The 14630-nt window shown below is 71.4% G+C and carries 14 protein-coding genes; 2 read left to right on the top strand and 12 right to left on the bottom strand.

Annotated elements, in window-relative coordinates; all coding sequences use genetic code 11:
* Position 1: 1 nt before the first annotated feature.
* The 6 genes from ACQP2X_RS25345 to ACQP2X_RS25320 all read right to left on the bottom strand — a co-directional run bounded on the left by ACQP2X_RS25345 (position 2) and on the right by ACQP2X_RS25320 (position 8250).
* A complete protein-coding gene (locus tag ACQP2X_RS25345; protein WP_498686016.1) occupies positions 2–943 on the bottom strand; it encodes a PP2C family protein-serine/threonine phosphatase in 942 nt (313 codons plus the stop codon).
* Positions 944–989: 46 nt separating this feature from the next.
* Positions 990–3209 (bottom strand): serine/threonine-protein kinase, encoded by a 2220-nt coding sequence (locus tag ACQP2X_RS25340; protein WP_498686013.1) that lies wholly within the window; start codon positions 3207–3209, stop codon positions 990–992.
* The gene (locus ACQP2X_RS25335; RefSeq protein ID WP_498686012.1) at positions 3206–4384 is read right to left on the bottom strand and encodes a hypothetical protein; all 1179 of its coding nucleotides are present in this window, start codon (positions 4382–4384) and stop codon (positions 3206–3208) included. Before ACQP2X_RS25335 ends, ACQP2X_RS25340 begins: the two co-directional genes overlap by 4 nt.
* Positions 4381–5325 carry a glutamate ABC transporter substrate-binding protein gene (locus tag ACQP2X_RS25330; RefSeq protein WP_498686010.1) on the bottom strand — a complete coding sequence of 315 codons (945 nt, stop codon included), beginning with the start codon at positions 5323–5325 and terminating at the stop codon, positions 4381–4383. The genes ACQP2X_RS25335 and ACQP2X_RS25330 overlap by 4 nt, the downstream gene beginning before the upstream one ends.
* Entirely contained in the window at positions 5325–6635 is a 1311-nt protein-coding gene (locus ACQP2X_RS25325; protein ID WP_498686009.1) for a GlnX family signal transduction membrane protein, read from the bottom strand. The genes ACQP2X_RS25330 and ACQP2X_RS25325 overlap by 1 nt, the downstream gene beginning before the upstream one ends.
* Before the next feature lie 67 nt (positions 6636–6702).
* On the bottom strand, positions 6703–8250 hold the full coding sequence (locus tag ACQP2X_RS25320) for a long-chain-fatty-acid--CoA ligase (protein ID WP_498686007.1): 1548 nt from the start codon (positions 8248–8250) through the stop codon (positions 6703–6705).
* A 224-nt stretch (positions 8251–8474) separates the two neighbouring features.
* On the opposite strand from ACQP2X_RS25320, the gene ACQP2X_RS25315 reads away from it, so the two are divergent.
* Together ACQP2X_RS25315 and ACQP2X_RS25310 are read left to right on the top strand one after the other, a co-directional pair.
* Positions 8475–9590: an amidase domain-containing protein gene (locus tag ACQP2X_RS25315; protein ID WP_498686006.1), complete on the top strand. Its 1116-nt coding sequence runs from the start codon at positions 8475–8477 to the stop codon at positions 9588–9590.
* Between the two features lie 23 nt (positions 9591–9613).
* Positions 9614–9982, top strand: a complete 369-nt coding sequence (locus tag ACQP2X_RS25310) for a hypothetical protein (protein WP_498686005.1) — start codon at positions 9614–9616, stop codon at positions 9980–9982.
* Here ACQP2X_RS25310 and ACQP2X_RS25305 read toward each other — a convergent pair.
* The 6 genes from ACQP2X_RS25305 to ACQP2X_RS25280 all read right to left on the bottom strand — a co-directional run bounded on the left by ACQP2X_RS25305 (position 9927) and on the right by ACQP2X_RS25280 (position 14610).
* Positions 9927–11162: an O-antigen ligase family protein gene (locus ACQP2X_RS25305; protein WP_498686004.1), complete on the bottom strand. Its 1236-nt coding sequence runs from the start codon at positions 11160–11162 to the stop codon at positions 9927–9929. The two genes, ACQP2X_RS25310 and ACQP2X_RS25305, sit on opposite strands and share 56 nt — an antisense overlap.
* Positions 11163–11199: 37 nt before the next feature.
* Complete coding sequence (locus ACQP2X_RS25300) at positions 11200–11604, bottom strand: VOC family protein (protein ID WP_498686003.1); 405 nt, start codon at positions 11602–11604, stop codon at positions 11200–11202.
* Between the two features lie 14 nt (positions 11605–11618).
* Positions 11619–12005 (bottom strand): VOC family protein, encoded by a 387-nt coding sequence (locus tag ACQP2X_RS25295; RefSeq protein ID WP_498686000.1) that lies wholly within the window; start codon positions 12003–12005, stop codon positions 11619–11621.
* Between the two features lie 24 nt (positions 12006–12029).
* Positions 12030–12278, bottom strand: a complete 249-nt coding sequence (locus ACQP2X_RS25290; RefSeq protein ID WP_498685999.1) for a hypothetical protein — start codon at positions 12276–12278, stop codon at positions 12030–12032.
* A gap of 327 nt (positions 12279–12605) precedes the next feature.
* On the bottom strand, positions 12606–13865 hold the full coding sequence (locus ACQP2X_RS25285) for a lipopolysaccharide biosynthesis protein (protein WP_498685996.1): 1260 nt from the start codon (positions 13863–13865) through the stop codon (positions 12606–12608).
* A 49-nt stretch (positions 13866–13914) separates the two neighbouring features.
* Positions 13915–14610, bottom strand: coding sequence for a sugar transferase (locus ACQP2X_RS25280; RefSeq protein ID WP_498685995.1), 696 nt, complete (start codon positions 14608–14610; stop codon positions 13915–13917).
* Positions 14611–14630 lie beyond the last annotated feature (20 nt).

Below are 14630 nucleotides of genomic sequence, written 5' to 3'. Positions count from 1 at the left end.
CCTACTCCTCTTTCAGGGGCTGGACGGGGACCAGGGCGACAGTGATGTTGTCGGCGCCGCCGGCGTTGTTGGCGTAGTCCGTCAGGTACCGGGCGGCATTGATCAGAGTGCCGTGCTCGTGCAACCCGGTCCGGACGGCGGCGGCCAGCGCGGCCGGGTCGGTCAGGTAGTTCCACAGCCCGTCGCTGCACAGCACCAGATGACCGGGCTCGGTGACGGTGAACGACGATCCGCGCGGCTGCACCGAGCCGGCGTCGGCGCCGAGCCAGCCGGTGATCGCGTGCGCCTTGGGGTCGCGCATCGCCACCTCGGGGTCGACGCCCAGGGCGATCACGTGCGTGGCCCACGAGTCGTCCTCGGTGAGCTGCTGGGCCGGCCCCTCGGCGGGGATCCAATAGGCGCGGCTGTCGCCGATCCAGCCGTACGTCACCTCGGGCCCCCGCACCACCGCGGCGACGATCGTGCAGGCCGGGTTGGACACGGCCCGCCGGGGATCGCCGTCGCCGGCCAGGTCGGCCACCGCCTGTTTCGCGGTCAGGATGGCCTCGCCCACGTCGCCCGAGGCGGCCAGCGCCTCACCGGCCGCGCCGGCCGCGGTCGCCGAGGCCACGTCCGGGTCGAAGGACGAGGAGACGCCGTCGCAGACGACCACGTCGACGTCGGCGCCCCGCACGGCCAGCCACATCGCGTCCTCGTTGCGGTGGTGGCGCTGCCCGCGGTCGGTGGCCGCCGCCGCCACCTCGCCGCCGTCGACCTCGAGGTGGTCGCGGGGCCGGACGGCGAGCATGCCGCACTGCCCGCAATATCCGTCCTCGCCGACGGCGCCGGCCGCCCCGCAGTGCGGGCAGGCCGGTCCGGCGGACAGCGACCGCCCGCAGCTCTCGCAGAAGGCCGCCCCGGCAGCGCGCTCATCGGCGCACGAGGCGCACTCGGTCATCGTCATCGTGCCTCGCCGTCGTAGTGGTGCAAATTTTCAGAGAGTACGCCGTTCATGTACGGGTCCGGGGGCGGGCCGCGTTGGCCAGGTCGACCAGCGCGATCTTGTCGGGGCCGTGCGCCGCCCGCGCCATCTCCCGATAGCCCGCCTCGAGCGCGAACCGCACCTCCCGCTCGCGGACCTCGCCGGTGTGGGCGGCGCCGAGAACCGCCGCCGGCAGCTTGGCGCCACCCTTGATCGTCTCCAGGGCCTGTTCGAGGAGCTCGACCCGCAGGGCCGCCAGCTGGGCCGCCTCCACCTCGAGGCGGTCGATCAGCTCGGCCGCCGCGGCCAGCGAGTCGACGTCGGCGGCCGCGCTCGGGTGCGACTGCACCAGGGCCAGCACCGCGCCGACCTGGGAGCTGCGATAGGCCGCGGAGGTGCCGGGGACCCGGTTGTACGCCTCGACGGCCCCCGCCCGGTCGCCGGTCGTGAGCCGGCACCGGGCCAGGCCGGCGGCGGCCGCCGTGTAGGCCGGGTCGGTGCGGCTGACCACGTCGTAGTAGCCGGCCGCGCCCTGGTGGTTCCCGGCCAGTTCCAGCGCCAGCCCGAGCGCCAGCTGCGGCGCCAGCTCACCCGGCAGCGCCGCGTACACGGCCTCGAACCGCTCCCGCGCGTAGTCGTAATTCTCCACCGCCAGCGCGAGCAGCCCGTCGTACCAGGCCACCCGCCACTCGGCCCCCTCGCTGCGGATCAGCGCGTCGCGGGCGGCCCGGGCGTCGTCGAAGTACCCGTGCCGCAGGCCCAGGTCGATCTCGGCCCGGAGCGCACGCAGGCGTACCTCCAAGGTCTCGGCCGGCGCGCCCTTGAGCAGGGCCAGCACCTCGGCCGGGTCGGTCACGGTGACCGAGGCCAGGAACGCGGCCGACGGGTCGGTCAGGTCGATCAGCGGGCTGGGCAGGTCCTGCCAGCGGGGCTTGTCCGATTTCAGGTCGGTGCGCAGCTCGCCGGTGAACAGCCGGGACGCCGCCGGCCGGGGCGTGCCGTCGGCCGCCAGCACCTGCCGGAGCACGCCGAGCATCTGCTCGGTCATCTCGGCCGCGTCGACGAACCGCTCGGCCGGGTCGGTGCGCGTGGCCCGTTGCAGCAGCCGGTAGTACGACTCGTGCCGGCGGTAGACCTCGAACTCGCCGCGATCGGGCAGGCTGTCCTTGAACGTGCTCTGGTAGCCCCGGAAATCCGTGGTCAGCACGGCGAGCGTACGGCCGATGGTGTAAAGATCCGACGCGATCGACGGGCCCGCCGTCGCCATCTCGGGCGCCTGATAGCCGACCGTGCCGTAGATGGCGGCGTCCATGTCGTCGAAGCGGACCACGCCGCCGAGGTCGATGAGCCTCATCTGGTCGCCCGACTGGATGACGTTGTCCGGCTTGAAGTCGCAGAAGATCAGGCCACGGTCGTGCAGATAGCCGAAGGCCGGCATGATCTCGAGGATGTAGGCGAGCGCCCGGTCCACCGGCAGCGGGTCGGGCCGGCGCTGTTTGAGGATGCCCTTGAGCGACTCGCCGCCCACGTACTCCATGACGATGTAGCCGGCGCCGTCGTGCTCGACGAAGTTGTAGATCTTGACGATGTTCGGGTGCTCGACCTCGGCCAGGAACCGCCGCTCGGCCACGGCCGCCGCCAGCGCGTCGTCGTCGCCCGAGTTGAGCAGGCCCTTGAGCACCACCCACCGGTCCGAGACGTTCTTGTCGACGGCCAGATAGATCCAGCCCAGGCCGCCGTGCGCGAGCGGGCCCACCACCTCGTACTGCCCGGCGACCAGATCGCCCTTGACCAGCTTGGGGGTGAAGTTGAACTGCTCGCCGCAGTGCGGGCAGAAGCCGGCCGTGCGCCCCTCGCGGTCGCCGCGGGCCCGGCCGACCGGCTGGCCGCACTTGGCGCAGTAGCGCTTGTCCTCGGGCACCTCGGCCCTGGCCATCACGGCGGTGGACGGATCGGCCTGCACGATCGGCTCGACCTCGACGAGGCCGCCGCCGAAGCGGCGCCGGGAGCCGGTGCGGGAGCTGCCGGCCCGCCCGCTTCCGGACGTACGGGTGGAGAGCGCTCCCGTCCGCGCGGAGGGCCCGGTCGGCGCCGTGGCCGTGCGCTGCTGCGGCACGGAGGTCGGCACCGGTGCGGGCTTGTAGGAGACGGCGGACGGCGCGGTGGCCGGCGTGGTCTGCGGGGCCATCCCGCAGGTGTCGCAGTAGCCGTCCTCGATGGTTCCGGGGCAGTTCCGCTGGCACTTCATCGGCCGTTCCTCGCGATCGTGGCGGTGAGCGCGTCCTGATAGGCGTTCACGGCCGCGCGGGCCGTGGTGAGGTCGCACGGCGCCGTGTAGAGCGCCGTGCGGGCCGCGTCGTGCAGCAGCACCAGCGACGGGTGCTCGCCGAGCCCACGGCTCAGGGCCTTGGCCTGATAGGCGTCGAGCCGGCCGCGCAGCTCGTTGCGGGTGGCGAGCAGCCCCGCGTTGTGCCCGGCCGCCTCGCGCAGGGCGGCCAGGCGCTCACGGGCCCGCCGGGTCCAGTCGGCCAGCCGGGGGCTGATCAGCGCCCAGTGCCCGGCCGCGGCCAGGGCCTCGACGGCGGCCAGGTCGGGACGCAGGTCGCCGCCGCCGACCACGAACAGGTCGCGGGGCCGGAACCGGTCGGCCGCCGCGTCGTACGCCTTCTCGGCTGCCGCCGCGGCCGAGGCGACGTCGCCCAGCAGGCGCCGGGCGTCGGCCAGCCGCTGCTCGAGGGCCGACCGCAGCTCGGCGGCCGAGGTGCGCTCGGCGTCGGCGCGGTCGATCAGGGCCCGTACGGCCCGGAGGTCCTGCTCGTCGACGCCGAGCGGATCGCCGGCCAGCGCCGCCGTGAACGCGCCGAGCCGCCGGTCGGCCTCGGCCAGCACCACCGCGTCGCCGCCGAGCCGCCGCACGTGATCGAGGGCGGCCGCGGCGTCGGCGGCCGCCGGCAGCATCTTGTCCCACACCTCGCCCGCCCTGGTGGCGACCGCGACCGCTGTGGTGAACGCCCGCTCCATCGCCGAGAGCAGTTCGGCCGGCGTGCACACCGTGGTGACGTGACCGGGTCCGAGCAGGCCGCGCTGGGCCAGCGGCACGACCTCGGTCGACAGCGTGATCGACTCGCCGAGCACCTCGTGCGCGAACTCGGCCCGCTCGGCGTCGCTGATCCGGCGCTGCGAGCTGATCGCCCGGGCCCGGCCGATCAGCTCGGTGAGCAGCCGATAGCCGTCCCACAGCCGGGTCAGCGCGTCCGACGCGTCGTTCCAGGCGGTGGCCGTGCGGCCGGTCAGCCGGGTCTTGTCGAGCTCCTTGCGGGCCGGGTTGTCGTCGAGGTCGACCAGGTTGGTGGAGATCGCCGCGACCGCCGTCTCCAGGCGGAGCAGCTCGGCCTCGGCCGCGGCGTAGGTCGGGGCGGTCATCGAGGCTGGGCCGCCGTTTTGCCGCCGAGCCATTTGTCGTACGTCTTCTGCCAGGTGCCGTTCGCGCGGTTCCGGGCCAGCACCGCGTTCACGAACTTGGTGAACTCCGGATGCTGCTTGGGCATCGCCATACCGTACGGCTCCTCGGTGAACTTCGGGCCGACGACCTTGGCGTACGGGTCCTGGGCGGCCATGCCGGCCAGGATGGTGTCGTCGGTCGTGACCGCGTCGACCTCGTTGCGCTGGAACGCGACCAGGCAGTCGCCGAACGCCGAGCGGGCCACCGCGACGGGCTTCGTCTTCACCTTGGCGATGTTGTCGAACGACGTGGAGCCCTGCACCGAGCAGACCTTCTTGCCGCCGAGGTCCTCGATCGTCTTGGCCCCGGAGCTGGTCGAGACGAGAACACTCTGCCCGGCCTCGTAGTAGATGCTGGAGAAGTTCACGTCCTGCTTGCGTTCGCAGTTGGCCGTCATGGTGTCCGCGACGATATCCACGGCACCGGAAACGACTGACGAGACGCGCTGGTCATAGCCGATGACTTTGATCTGAATTTTGTCCGGGTCGCCGAAGATGGCCGCGGCGACCTGCCGGCCCATGTCGACGTCGAAACCCTCGATCTCGCCCGAGAACGGGTTGCGCGAGCTGAACAGCAGTGTGTCCTGGCTGGTGCCGAGAATCAGCCGGCCCCGCTTCTGGATCGTCTCCATGTAGCTGCCGCCGGGCATCCGGCCGGCCGGCGGCATCGGGCTCAGCGGAGGCAGGCTGGCCCGCGGGTCGCAGGCCGGCGCCTCGCTCGCGCCCTGGGCCGGCGCCGGGCCGGGCACCGCGACCAGCGGCTGTGTGGCCATGTCGCCCGACAGCGACGACGAGTCGGCCGAGCAGGCGGCCAGGCCGAGGGCGAGCACGACGGCGGTGGCGGCGACGATCGTCCGGCGCATCAGCGGTACTCCTCCAGTCGTGCCCGCAGGCCCACGTAGGCCAGACCGGCGATCAGCAACGCCAGCAGCGGCCCGAGGACGGTGAGCAGGCCGAGCCCGCCCGACGCCTCGCCGATCTCCCGGGTGAAGTACGCCTTGCGGTCCTCGAGGGCGAAGTCGAGATCGCTGCGCAGGCTCTCGAACGTCTGCGTGGTCTGGTTGCCGATGGCCAGCTCGACCGCGCCGTCGTAGTTGCCGTTGTCGTCGAGCGCCCGCACCTGGTCGTGCGCCTTGACGTAGGAGCGGTACGAGTCGGCGGCCCGGTCCATCAGGTGGCCGAGCTCCGGGTCGAGCCGGGCGTACTCGTTGATGAGCGGGCCGCCGCGCGTGGTGAGCCGCTCGGTGATCGCGTCGAAGTCGCTCTCGTACGCCGCGCCGCTGCCCCGCGCGGCCAGCGTCAGCGCCTCGTCGCCGCGCGCCTGCAGGGCCAGGATGCGGCTCTCGGCGATCGACGCCACCGGGCCCGAGCCCTCGTCCTCGGCCAGGTCGAGGTGGGACTGCTGGTTGACGACCAGCGCGAGCGCGCCGACACCCAGCAGCACGGTCAGCGCGGTCGCGGCCACCAGCGGCACGTTGAACGTGCGGTGCGTGTGCCGGCTCAGGTAGCGCTGGACCAGCAGCAGGGCGATCAGCAGCCCGGCCAGCAGGAGCAGCAGCAGGGTCATCCAGCCCAGCGCGGCGGCCGCGCCGTACCCGTCGTTGACCTCGGACTGCGCCGTGCGGAACAGGGCCCGCGCCTGCGGTTGCAGGGTCTCCCGGTTGAGTTTCGAGGCCTCGGACAGGTACGACGCCCCGACCGGCAGGCCCTGGCGGTTGTTCGCCCGCGCGGTCGCGACCAGTGCCGCGTACTCGGCCACGCCCGCGCTCAGCGTGCGCACCGCGTCGGCCGCGGTGCCCTCGGCGGGCGTGCGGCGGGCGGCCGACGTGAGCGCGGTCGTGGCCCGCTGCAGATCGTCGTCGTAGCGCTCGGTCAATGTGGCCGGTTCGAGCCCGCCCGCGAGGAAGGCCTGCGCCGCCGTGGTGTCGGCGTCGGCCAGCGCCGAGTAGATCGTCTCGGCCTCGAGCAGCAGCGGCTGGGCCCGCGCGCCCAGGTCGTGGGTGCCCGCGCGGGCCGACTGACCGGCCACCGCCGCCACCAGCCCGGCCAGCAGGCCGAGCGTGAGCAGCGTGGTGAGCAGCAGCTTGAGCCGGCCGGGCGACGTGTGCCGCAGCCCGCCGACCCGGGTGAACAGGCCCGCCGGCTCGGGTCGGGTGACCAACGCTGTGCTCAAGCTGCTTTCCCCCGTCCCGGATGCTGTTGTGCGCCCCCACTGTGGTGCATGGGCGCAACCTCGCGTTCTAGTGCAGTTCGCGCTTGAGCAGCTTGCCGGTGGCGGTCATCGGCAGCGACTCGACGATGCTCACCACGCGCGGGTACTTGTACGCCGCCATCTGCTCCTTGCCCCAGGCGACCAGCTCGTCCTCGGTGGCGGTGGCGCCCGGCTTGAGGATCACGAACGCCTTGATCTCCTCGCCGTGGCTGGGGTGGGGCACGCCGATGACCGCGGCCAGCGACACCGCCTCGTGGGTGATCAGGACTTCCTCGATCTCGCGCGGGTACACGTTGAAGCCGCCCCGGATGATCATGTCTTTGGCCCGGTCGACGATGTAGTAGAAGCCGTCCTTGTCGCGCCGGCCCAGGTCGCCGCTGCGGAACCAGCCGTCCCGCACGACCTCGGCCGTCGCCTCGGGACGGTTGTAGTAGCCGCGCATGATGTTGTGGCCGCGGATGGCGATCTCGCCGATCTCGTCGGCGCCCTCGATCGTGTTCCACTCCGCGTCGATGAGCTTCACCTCGACGCCCCAGATCGGAATGCCGATCGAGCCGGGGCGCGGGTCGCTGTGCGGATCGCTGAACGTGGCGACGGGCGAGGTCTCGCTCAGGCCGTACCCCTCCAGAATGGTGACCCCGAGCCGTTCCTTGACCTCCTTGATGATCTCGACCGGCAGGCTGGAGCCGCCGGACACCGCGACCCGCATGTTGCCGGCGATGCGCGCGACGTCGACGTCGTCGGTGAGCGCGTTGAGCAGGCCCCAGTACATCGTCGGTACGCCCGCGAAGAAGGTGACGTTCTCGGTCTCGAGCAGCTTGACCGCGGCCGCGGCGTCGAAGCGGGGGAGCAGCACGAGCGTCGACGCGGTGGCGAAGCCGGCGTTCATGTTGACGCTGGAGCCGAACGAGTGGAACAGCGGCAGCACCAGCAGGTGGGTGTCGGTGCCGACCGGGCTGCCGAACAGCCGGTTGCAGGTCAGCGCGTTGAGCAGCAGGTTGGAGTGCGACAGCTCGGCGCCCTTGGCCTGGCCGGTCGTGCCGCTGGTGTAGAGGATGACGGCCGGGTCGGTCTCGGGCAGTTGCACGGTCTCGAACGCCGGGGCCTGGCCGCTCAGGCCCGCGCCCAGCGTCTCGGCACCCTCGATCGGCGACGGCGCGGCCGGGTCGGCGGTGATCAGGAAGAAGGTCTCACAGCCCTCGGCCTGGCCGAAGCCCTCGAACCCGGCGGCGCCCATCGGCAGTTCCGGCGTGCCCTCGAAGCAGAGGTACGCCTTCGCGTCGGAGTCCTTCAGGTGGTACGCGATCTCGCGGCCCTTGAGGAGCACGTTGAGCGGCACCACCACCGCGCCCGCCTTGAGGATGCCGTAGTAGACGACCGGGAAGTACGGCAGGTTGGGGCAGGAGAGCGCGACCTTGTCACCGGGCCGGACGCCGCGGCTCACGAGCAGGTTGGCGACCTGGTTGGCGGCCGCGTTGACCTGGGCGTACGTCAGGCGCCGCTCGCCCAGCACGACCGCGGCCCGATCGGGGAAGGTGCGGGCGCTGTCCTCGAGAAGGATCGAGAGGTTGAGCATGGGGATCGGTCCCTTCTGGTGTGGCGGCGGTCTCATCCCACCATCCCGCACGAACCTGAGAAACCCTCCGTTTCGGTGTTGTTACCCGTCCCGTCCGGCGCAATGGCAAGGTCAATTCGAACATCGTCATTGCATATGCCAATTTTCGCCCGGCCCTTGAAGTGATATTCGGCAATTAACACCATGGGCTCTTCCGGCCAATCTTTCGCACACGGGGGAATGCCATGGAACGATCAACCGAATCGAGCGTGGTCGACTCGGCCACCACCGACCTGCTGACCGCCGCCGCCCAGCAGTCGCTGGAGCGGCGCGTCGCCGGCATCGTCGGCACGGCGAAGCCGCCGGCCCGGCCCGGGCCGCTGGCCGACGGCCAGGTGGGCCTGCACGAGCGCCTGGCCGCGGCCGAGGAGCGCTTCGCGGCCGACGTGCTGGCGCACCGCGACTGGCTGCGCGGCGAGGGCGAGGGCTACAGCGGCGGCGAGACCGCGCTGACCGTCGACCGGGTGGTCCGCGAGGGCGACATCATCACGCTCGACGCCGACGAGGTGACCTCGCTGGCCTACGAGAAGATCAACGGCGACGAGCCGCCGACGACCGCCTACACGGCCCAGCATTCGTTCGTCTTCCAGCGCTCGTCCCGCGGCCTCTGGGAGCTCGCCGAGGACCGGCAGCTCGAGCCGACCGGTCTGCTCCCGCTGCCCCAGGCGTCGGCTCTCCTCTATGTCGACACCGCCATCACGGCCGACATGATCGGCGAGCCGCCCGAGGGCCCCGAGCAGGTCAAGGCCCCTGCGGCGAACGACGAGGCGGCCTCGGTCGAGCGGCCCCCGGAGTCGCGGGACGAGAAGGACGAGCTCGGTCTGCGGGCGTACAACTACGGCGCGATGGCCACGTATCTCGAGCGGTACTGGAAGAACTACAACCGGGCCTACCGCTCGTACAACAACGTCGGCGGCGACTGCACGAACTTCGCCAGCCAGGCCCTGCGCGCCGGCGGCTGGGCCCACGACCTCGGCTGGTACCGCAGCTCGGAGAACTGGTGGTACAACCGCCTCAACGAGACCTGGTCGTGGATCAACGTCAACTACTGGGCGAGCTTCGCCTACCGCTACAGCCGCCGGGTCCGCAGCCTGTCCAACGTCTGGCAGATGGGCCGCGGCGACGTGCTCCAGGTCGACGGCAACCGCAACAACTCCAAGGACCACACGATGATGTGCTCCTACCGCAGCAGCAGCGGCACGCCGTATCTGACCTACCACACCACCAACCGCTACCGCCGTTCCATGACGCTCGTCCTGCGCGACTGGGGAAACGCGCTCTATTACGCGGGACGCACGTGAGAATTGCTCTGACGTTATTTGCCGTGCTCTTTCTCGCCGCCTGCGGAGGCGGCGGGAAAGAGCCGGACCCGCAGACCCTTCAGGCGTACGCCGACAGATATGTGAGCCTGCTCGGCGCGTCGGACGAGCCCGGCCTGCGCGAGCATCTGGCCAACCCGTCACAGCCCCGTGACGCGGCGGCCCGGATCGCGGCCGACGGCGGCGCCGGGTGGCGGCTGACGGCCGCGTCCTGGGAGGGCCTGAGCCCTCGGGTGTGGGCCCTGACCATGGAGGTCGACGGCCCGCGCGGCCACGCGACGTGGCGCGACAACGTCGAGTGGTCCGGCGGCCACTGGGTCATGGCGCCGAGGGATGGTCAACCCGGAGGGGCGTCGACCCGGCGTTCTGGATGATCACGCTCGCCGGGTGGATGGCGGCCAGCAGCCACATGATCCACATCAACCGGGTGTCGTAGTAGTCACCGGAGAAGAAGCTGGCACCCAGGACGAAGATGCCCGCGTACGCGGCGGCGCGGCTCTCCAGGGAACGCTGCCGCACCGGGAGGCGGGCGAACTCCGTACGCAGGGACCAGAAAGCGAACAGCAGAAGAACGAGCCCGACCGCGCCGCCCTCGGCGGCGACGGCGAGGGGAAGGTTGTGCACGTAGCGCTCGCCCGGCCCGAGGTTGGTGATGGCGTAGAAGCCGTGCACGCCCGAACCGAGGATGGGCCGCTCGGTGAACACCTCGACGCCCTTCTCGTAGAGCACGTCCCGGTCGGAGGTGTACCGGTTCTGCAGGGTCGTGGCGACCAGCCGGTTGTTGAGCAGGTCGGTCACCATCGCCCCGATGAGGCTCCACAGGATCCCGAGCAGGACGGCCAGGGCGGCGACGGCCTTGACGAACCGCATGGAGCGGATGGTCGGCCACAGCGACGGCAGCGCCACCACGGTGGCGATCCCGAGCGCGGCCAGCCCGCCGCGTGATCCGGAGGCGAGCGCACCCACGAGGAACGGCGGCACCCCGATCAGCCAGTAGAGCTTGCCGTTGTTGCGGAAGTAGAAGTACGCGGCCGCGAAGATCCCCAGCACCATGACCCGGACGAAGACGTTGGGCCCGCCACCGAAGGCGGCCCACCGCCCGCTCGCGGTGTGGCCACGCCCCGACGCGGCGTACAGGAAGTAGAGCCAGCCGGCGATGTAGAGCAGCGCGAACGTGATCCTGATGACCCGGTCCCGGTCCCACACGGCCAGGTTGGCGTAGACGATCAGCAGCACGCCCATGGAGACCAGGTCGCTGAGGACGTCGCTGATGATCGCCCCGCGCGGCGCCCACGAGGCCGAGAGAATCTGATAGGCGAGCAGGAGCAGGATCGGATAGAGCGCCCGGGCCGCGCCCTGGTCGTGCCAGCGCCCCTTCTCACCGGCGTGGTGCTGTTCGAGCAGAAAGCTGAGCACGACGGCGGTGAAGAGCAGCACCCGCACGTCGTTGAGCACGGGAATGCTGAGCCCGATCCGCTCCAGCGTGAAGTGCCCGGCCAGGGTGGCCACGAACGCGGCGCCCACCAGCACCACACTGGGCCGCACCCTGGTCATCACCTTCGAGGCTAGGCCGCCCCGGGCCCCGGGTCAGTCAGATCGCGATACAGAACTCGTTGCCCTCCGGATCGGCCATCACCACGTGGTGCCCGTCGAAGACCACCGACACGCTGCCACCGGCCGCGACAAGCTCGTCGGCCTTGGCCAGCACACCGTCCCAGTTCCCGGTCCGAACATCGATGTGCAGCCGGTTCTTGGCCACTTTCGGCTCCGGAACGTCGAGCAGCACGAGCCGCGGCCCCACCCCGTCCGGGTCGCGCAGCCAGGCCCCACCGCCCTCGCTGTCGGCCTCGTCCTCACCGAAGGAGGCCACCCACTCGTCACGGGTCGCGAAGGGCGCGGGCGGCGGCTCGTCCTCATAGCCGAGCGCGAGTTTCCAGAACGCGGCCAGCCGCACAGCGTCCCGAGTGTCAAAGGTCAAGTCGATGCGAGCCGCCATGCCCGCCGACCTTACTAGCCAAGCAGATCCCACCGGTTCCCGGCGACATCCTCGAAAACCACAACCCGTCCGTACGCCTCGTCGCGCGGCTCCCCGACGAAGGTGACCCCGGCCTCGCGCATCCGCCGATAGGAGGCCTCGAAGTCGTCGACCCGCAGAAAGAACCCGACCCGCCCCGCCACCTGATCACCGACGACGCCGCGTTGCCGCTCCCCGTCGGCCTGAGCGAGCAGCAGCCCGGTCTGAGCCCCCGGCGGCCGGACGACGACCCACCGCTTCGGCCGGCCGTCGTTGGTGAGCGACGGTGAGTCCTCGACAAGCTCGAACCCCAGCACCCCGACGAAGAACTCGATAGCCGAGTCGTAGTCGTCGACAACCAGGGCCACCAACTCGATTCGCATCACGGAAGCGTAGGCGAGCCCTCGTCATTCGGCTTCCGGCTCAACCGGATCGGGGGCCGGAGACCGCAAAGCGACGGCGCGGCGTCTCCGCGCTTGCGGCCATCGAGGCTTCGACCACACCCCGAACTGCCGGGTCCTCGCCAGGGCCTCGATGATCGCGGGGCGGTCCTCGGGCGCGGCGCCCCGTAGCGCCATATGGGCGATGATGACGTTCTGAACGGGCCGGGACACCGCGGCGATCACTGCCGCGAGTGCCGCCCCCTCGATGAGCATCCCCTCACCCGCCGAGGCCGGTGCGCGAAGGGACGTTGGACCGGATCACTGGAGCTATGCGGAGGACAATCACTTTGACCTCCGGCAAAAGGGCCATCGGGCTTTCTCTTGACTACGGTATGTGTTCGACTCCGTACAAGGCCATGGCGCCGGGTACGGGAGAAAGCGAATGGGTGCGGATGAATGCCGCATTCACGGACAACACAATCCTGCGAATGGTGCGACTCGTGCAGGGCCCATCGGCGGCGCTCGCCGGTGACGGTGCGGCTCCGCCCGCGAGGGAGAGGTGCCCGCGCGAGGGGGGTCAGGGTTCCGTTGCTGCGAACCTCAAGAGGCGGGGAGCCTGGGCGCGGGGATGGTGTGCAAGAGCGCCACGTAGGACGACGCCCCGAGGGCCAGGGCGCCGATGGTCAGGCCGGCCAGCGCCGCGGTCGCGGGTGGCAGCAGGGCGCCCAAGGCGAGCGTGGCCACGATCTGCAGGGCCAGGCAGGCCAGCAACAAGCGGCTCACGACGGGGGAGTCGGCCAGGGCGTCCAAAGTCGGGCGGGCCGCGTAGAAGACGGCGAACGGGATGGCCGCGGGCAAGCCCAGGCGCAGGGCGGGGATGGCCTCGGTGAAGTCCAGGCCCAGGAAGTTGTGGACGATCGCCGGTGCGGCCAGGAACAGCAAGCCGGTCACCGGTGTGGTCAAGGCGGCCGCCACCACCGGCAAGGCCTTCAGGCCCCGGCCCAGCTCGGCTCCCACGCCTGTGGTGTGGAAGGCGCCGCTCAAGCGGGGGAGCAGCACCGGGGTCAGCATGCCGAACAAGGCGCAGATCAAAGTGATGGCCGAGGTCACGAAGCCCACGTAGCCCGCGTCGGGGTCGCCGGGGGCGGCGGCCGCGGCGGCGTAGAACGTCGGGAACGAGAACAGGGCCGGCAGGGCTATGTCGCCGGGGGCTCGGCGCAGGCCGAAGGTGACGACCGTGCGGAATGTCGGCGGGCGGGTCTCCTGCGGACGGGAGATGCCCGCCACGGCTATGGCGGCCACCGCGATGATGATCATGGCGATGCCCTGGAGGGCCAGGAAGAGCTCCATGCGGTCGGTCAGGGCGAACGCCGCCACCGGCAGAATGCCCAGGCCCAGGAGCCAGGCCAGGTTGGCCGCGGTGACCTGGCCGCAGCCGCGCAGGGCGGCCACCGCGACCACGCAGAGGCAGTTGCCGGCGAGCAGGATGATGACGGCGCGGACCGACGTCGCGCCGCCGGGGATGCCCAGCAAGCGGCCCAGGTCGTCGGCCAGCACCAGGCCCAGCAGGCCGATCAGGTCCATCAGGACGAGCTGGGTGAGGAACGACTGTCTCGCCAGCATGCGGGCGCCCTCGCCGGCCCGGGGCAGGTAGCGGTGCAGGGCCGGCACCAGGCCGAGCAGGGCGAACGGCTGCAGGGTGGCCACCACGCCGCGGGCCACCTGGTAGTACGCGAAGCCGGCGGGGCCGGCCCGGCGGGCCACCAGGTGGAACAGCAGCAGGCCCGAGGCCAGGGTGAGCCAGTGGATGGCGGTGGACGAGACGTAGTCCCGCCGGACCACGGCGGGGACGCTCCGCACGAGCGAACGGAGGGCGCCGGGCGCGCGAGGGACCTGCGGGTGAAGGGCCTCAGGCAAGCGCGGGACCAGAAGAGGAGGGGCTGGGGCTCGCGGCCGGGGAGGAGCCGGGAGACGCGGAGACCGCGGGGATCATCTTGTCGACCCGCGAGACGCCGGCGATGGCCAGGGCGGTGAGGGCGAGGATCGTCAGGTCCGTACGCAACGAGTGGTTCTCGACGTAGGCCAGGCCCAGGGCGATCTTGCGGGGGCGGATCAGCTCGTCGTACGCCGCGTCGGGGTCGGGCTTTCCGGCCAGGATGGCGCCCTCGTCGCGGAAGACGATCGACGCCCAGTCGGTGATGCCGGGGCGCACGCTCAGCAGCAGGCGATCCCGGTCGGTGTAGCGGCGCACGTCCGAGGCGACCTGGGGGCGCGGCCCGACCAGGCTCATCTCGCCCTTGAGCACGTTGAGGAACTGGGGGAGCTCGTCGAGCTTGTAGCGGCGCAGCATGCGGCCGGTCGCGGTCAGCCTCGGGTCGTCGTCGGCGGTCGACGGGCCGCCCAGGCGCTCGGCGTCGAGGACCATGCTGCGGAACTTGAGCATGGCGAACGGCTTGCCGTGCCGGCCGATCCGCTCGCCGCGGTACAGCAGCGGGCCGCCGTCCTCGCGCTTGATGCGCCAGGCGGCGTAGGCGCTCAGCGGCGCGGTGGCCAGCAGGATCCCGGCCGCCCCGGCGATGTCGATGACGCGTTTGGCCAGCTCCATGGCTCCCCCTCGACGTCAGC

It is taken from the genome of Actinoplanes sp. CA-131856 (assembly GCF_050956135.1).
In the GTDB taxonomy this organism is placed as follows: domain Bacteria; phylum Actinomycetota; class Actinomycetes; order Mycobacteriales; family Micromonosporaceae; genus Actinoplanes.
The sequence above is the reverse complement of the archived record's forward strand: the minus strand, read 5'-3'. Positions and strand labels throughout refer to the sequence as shown.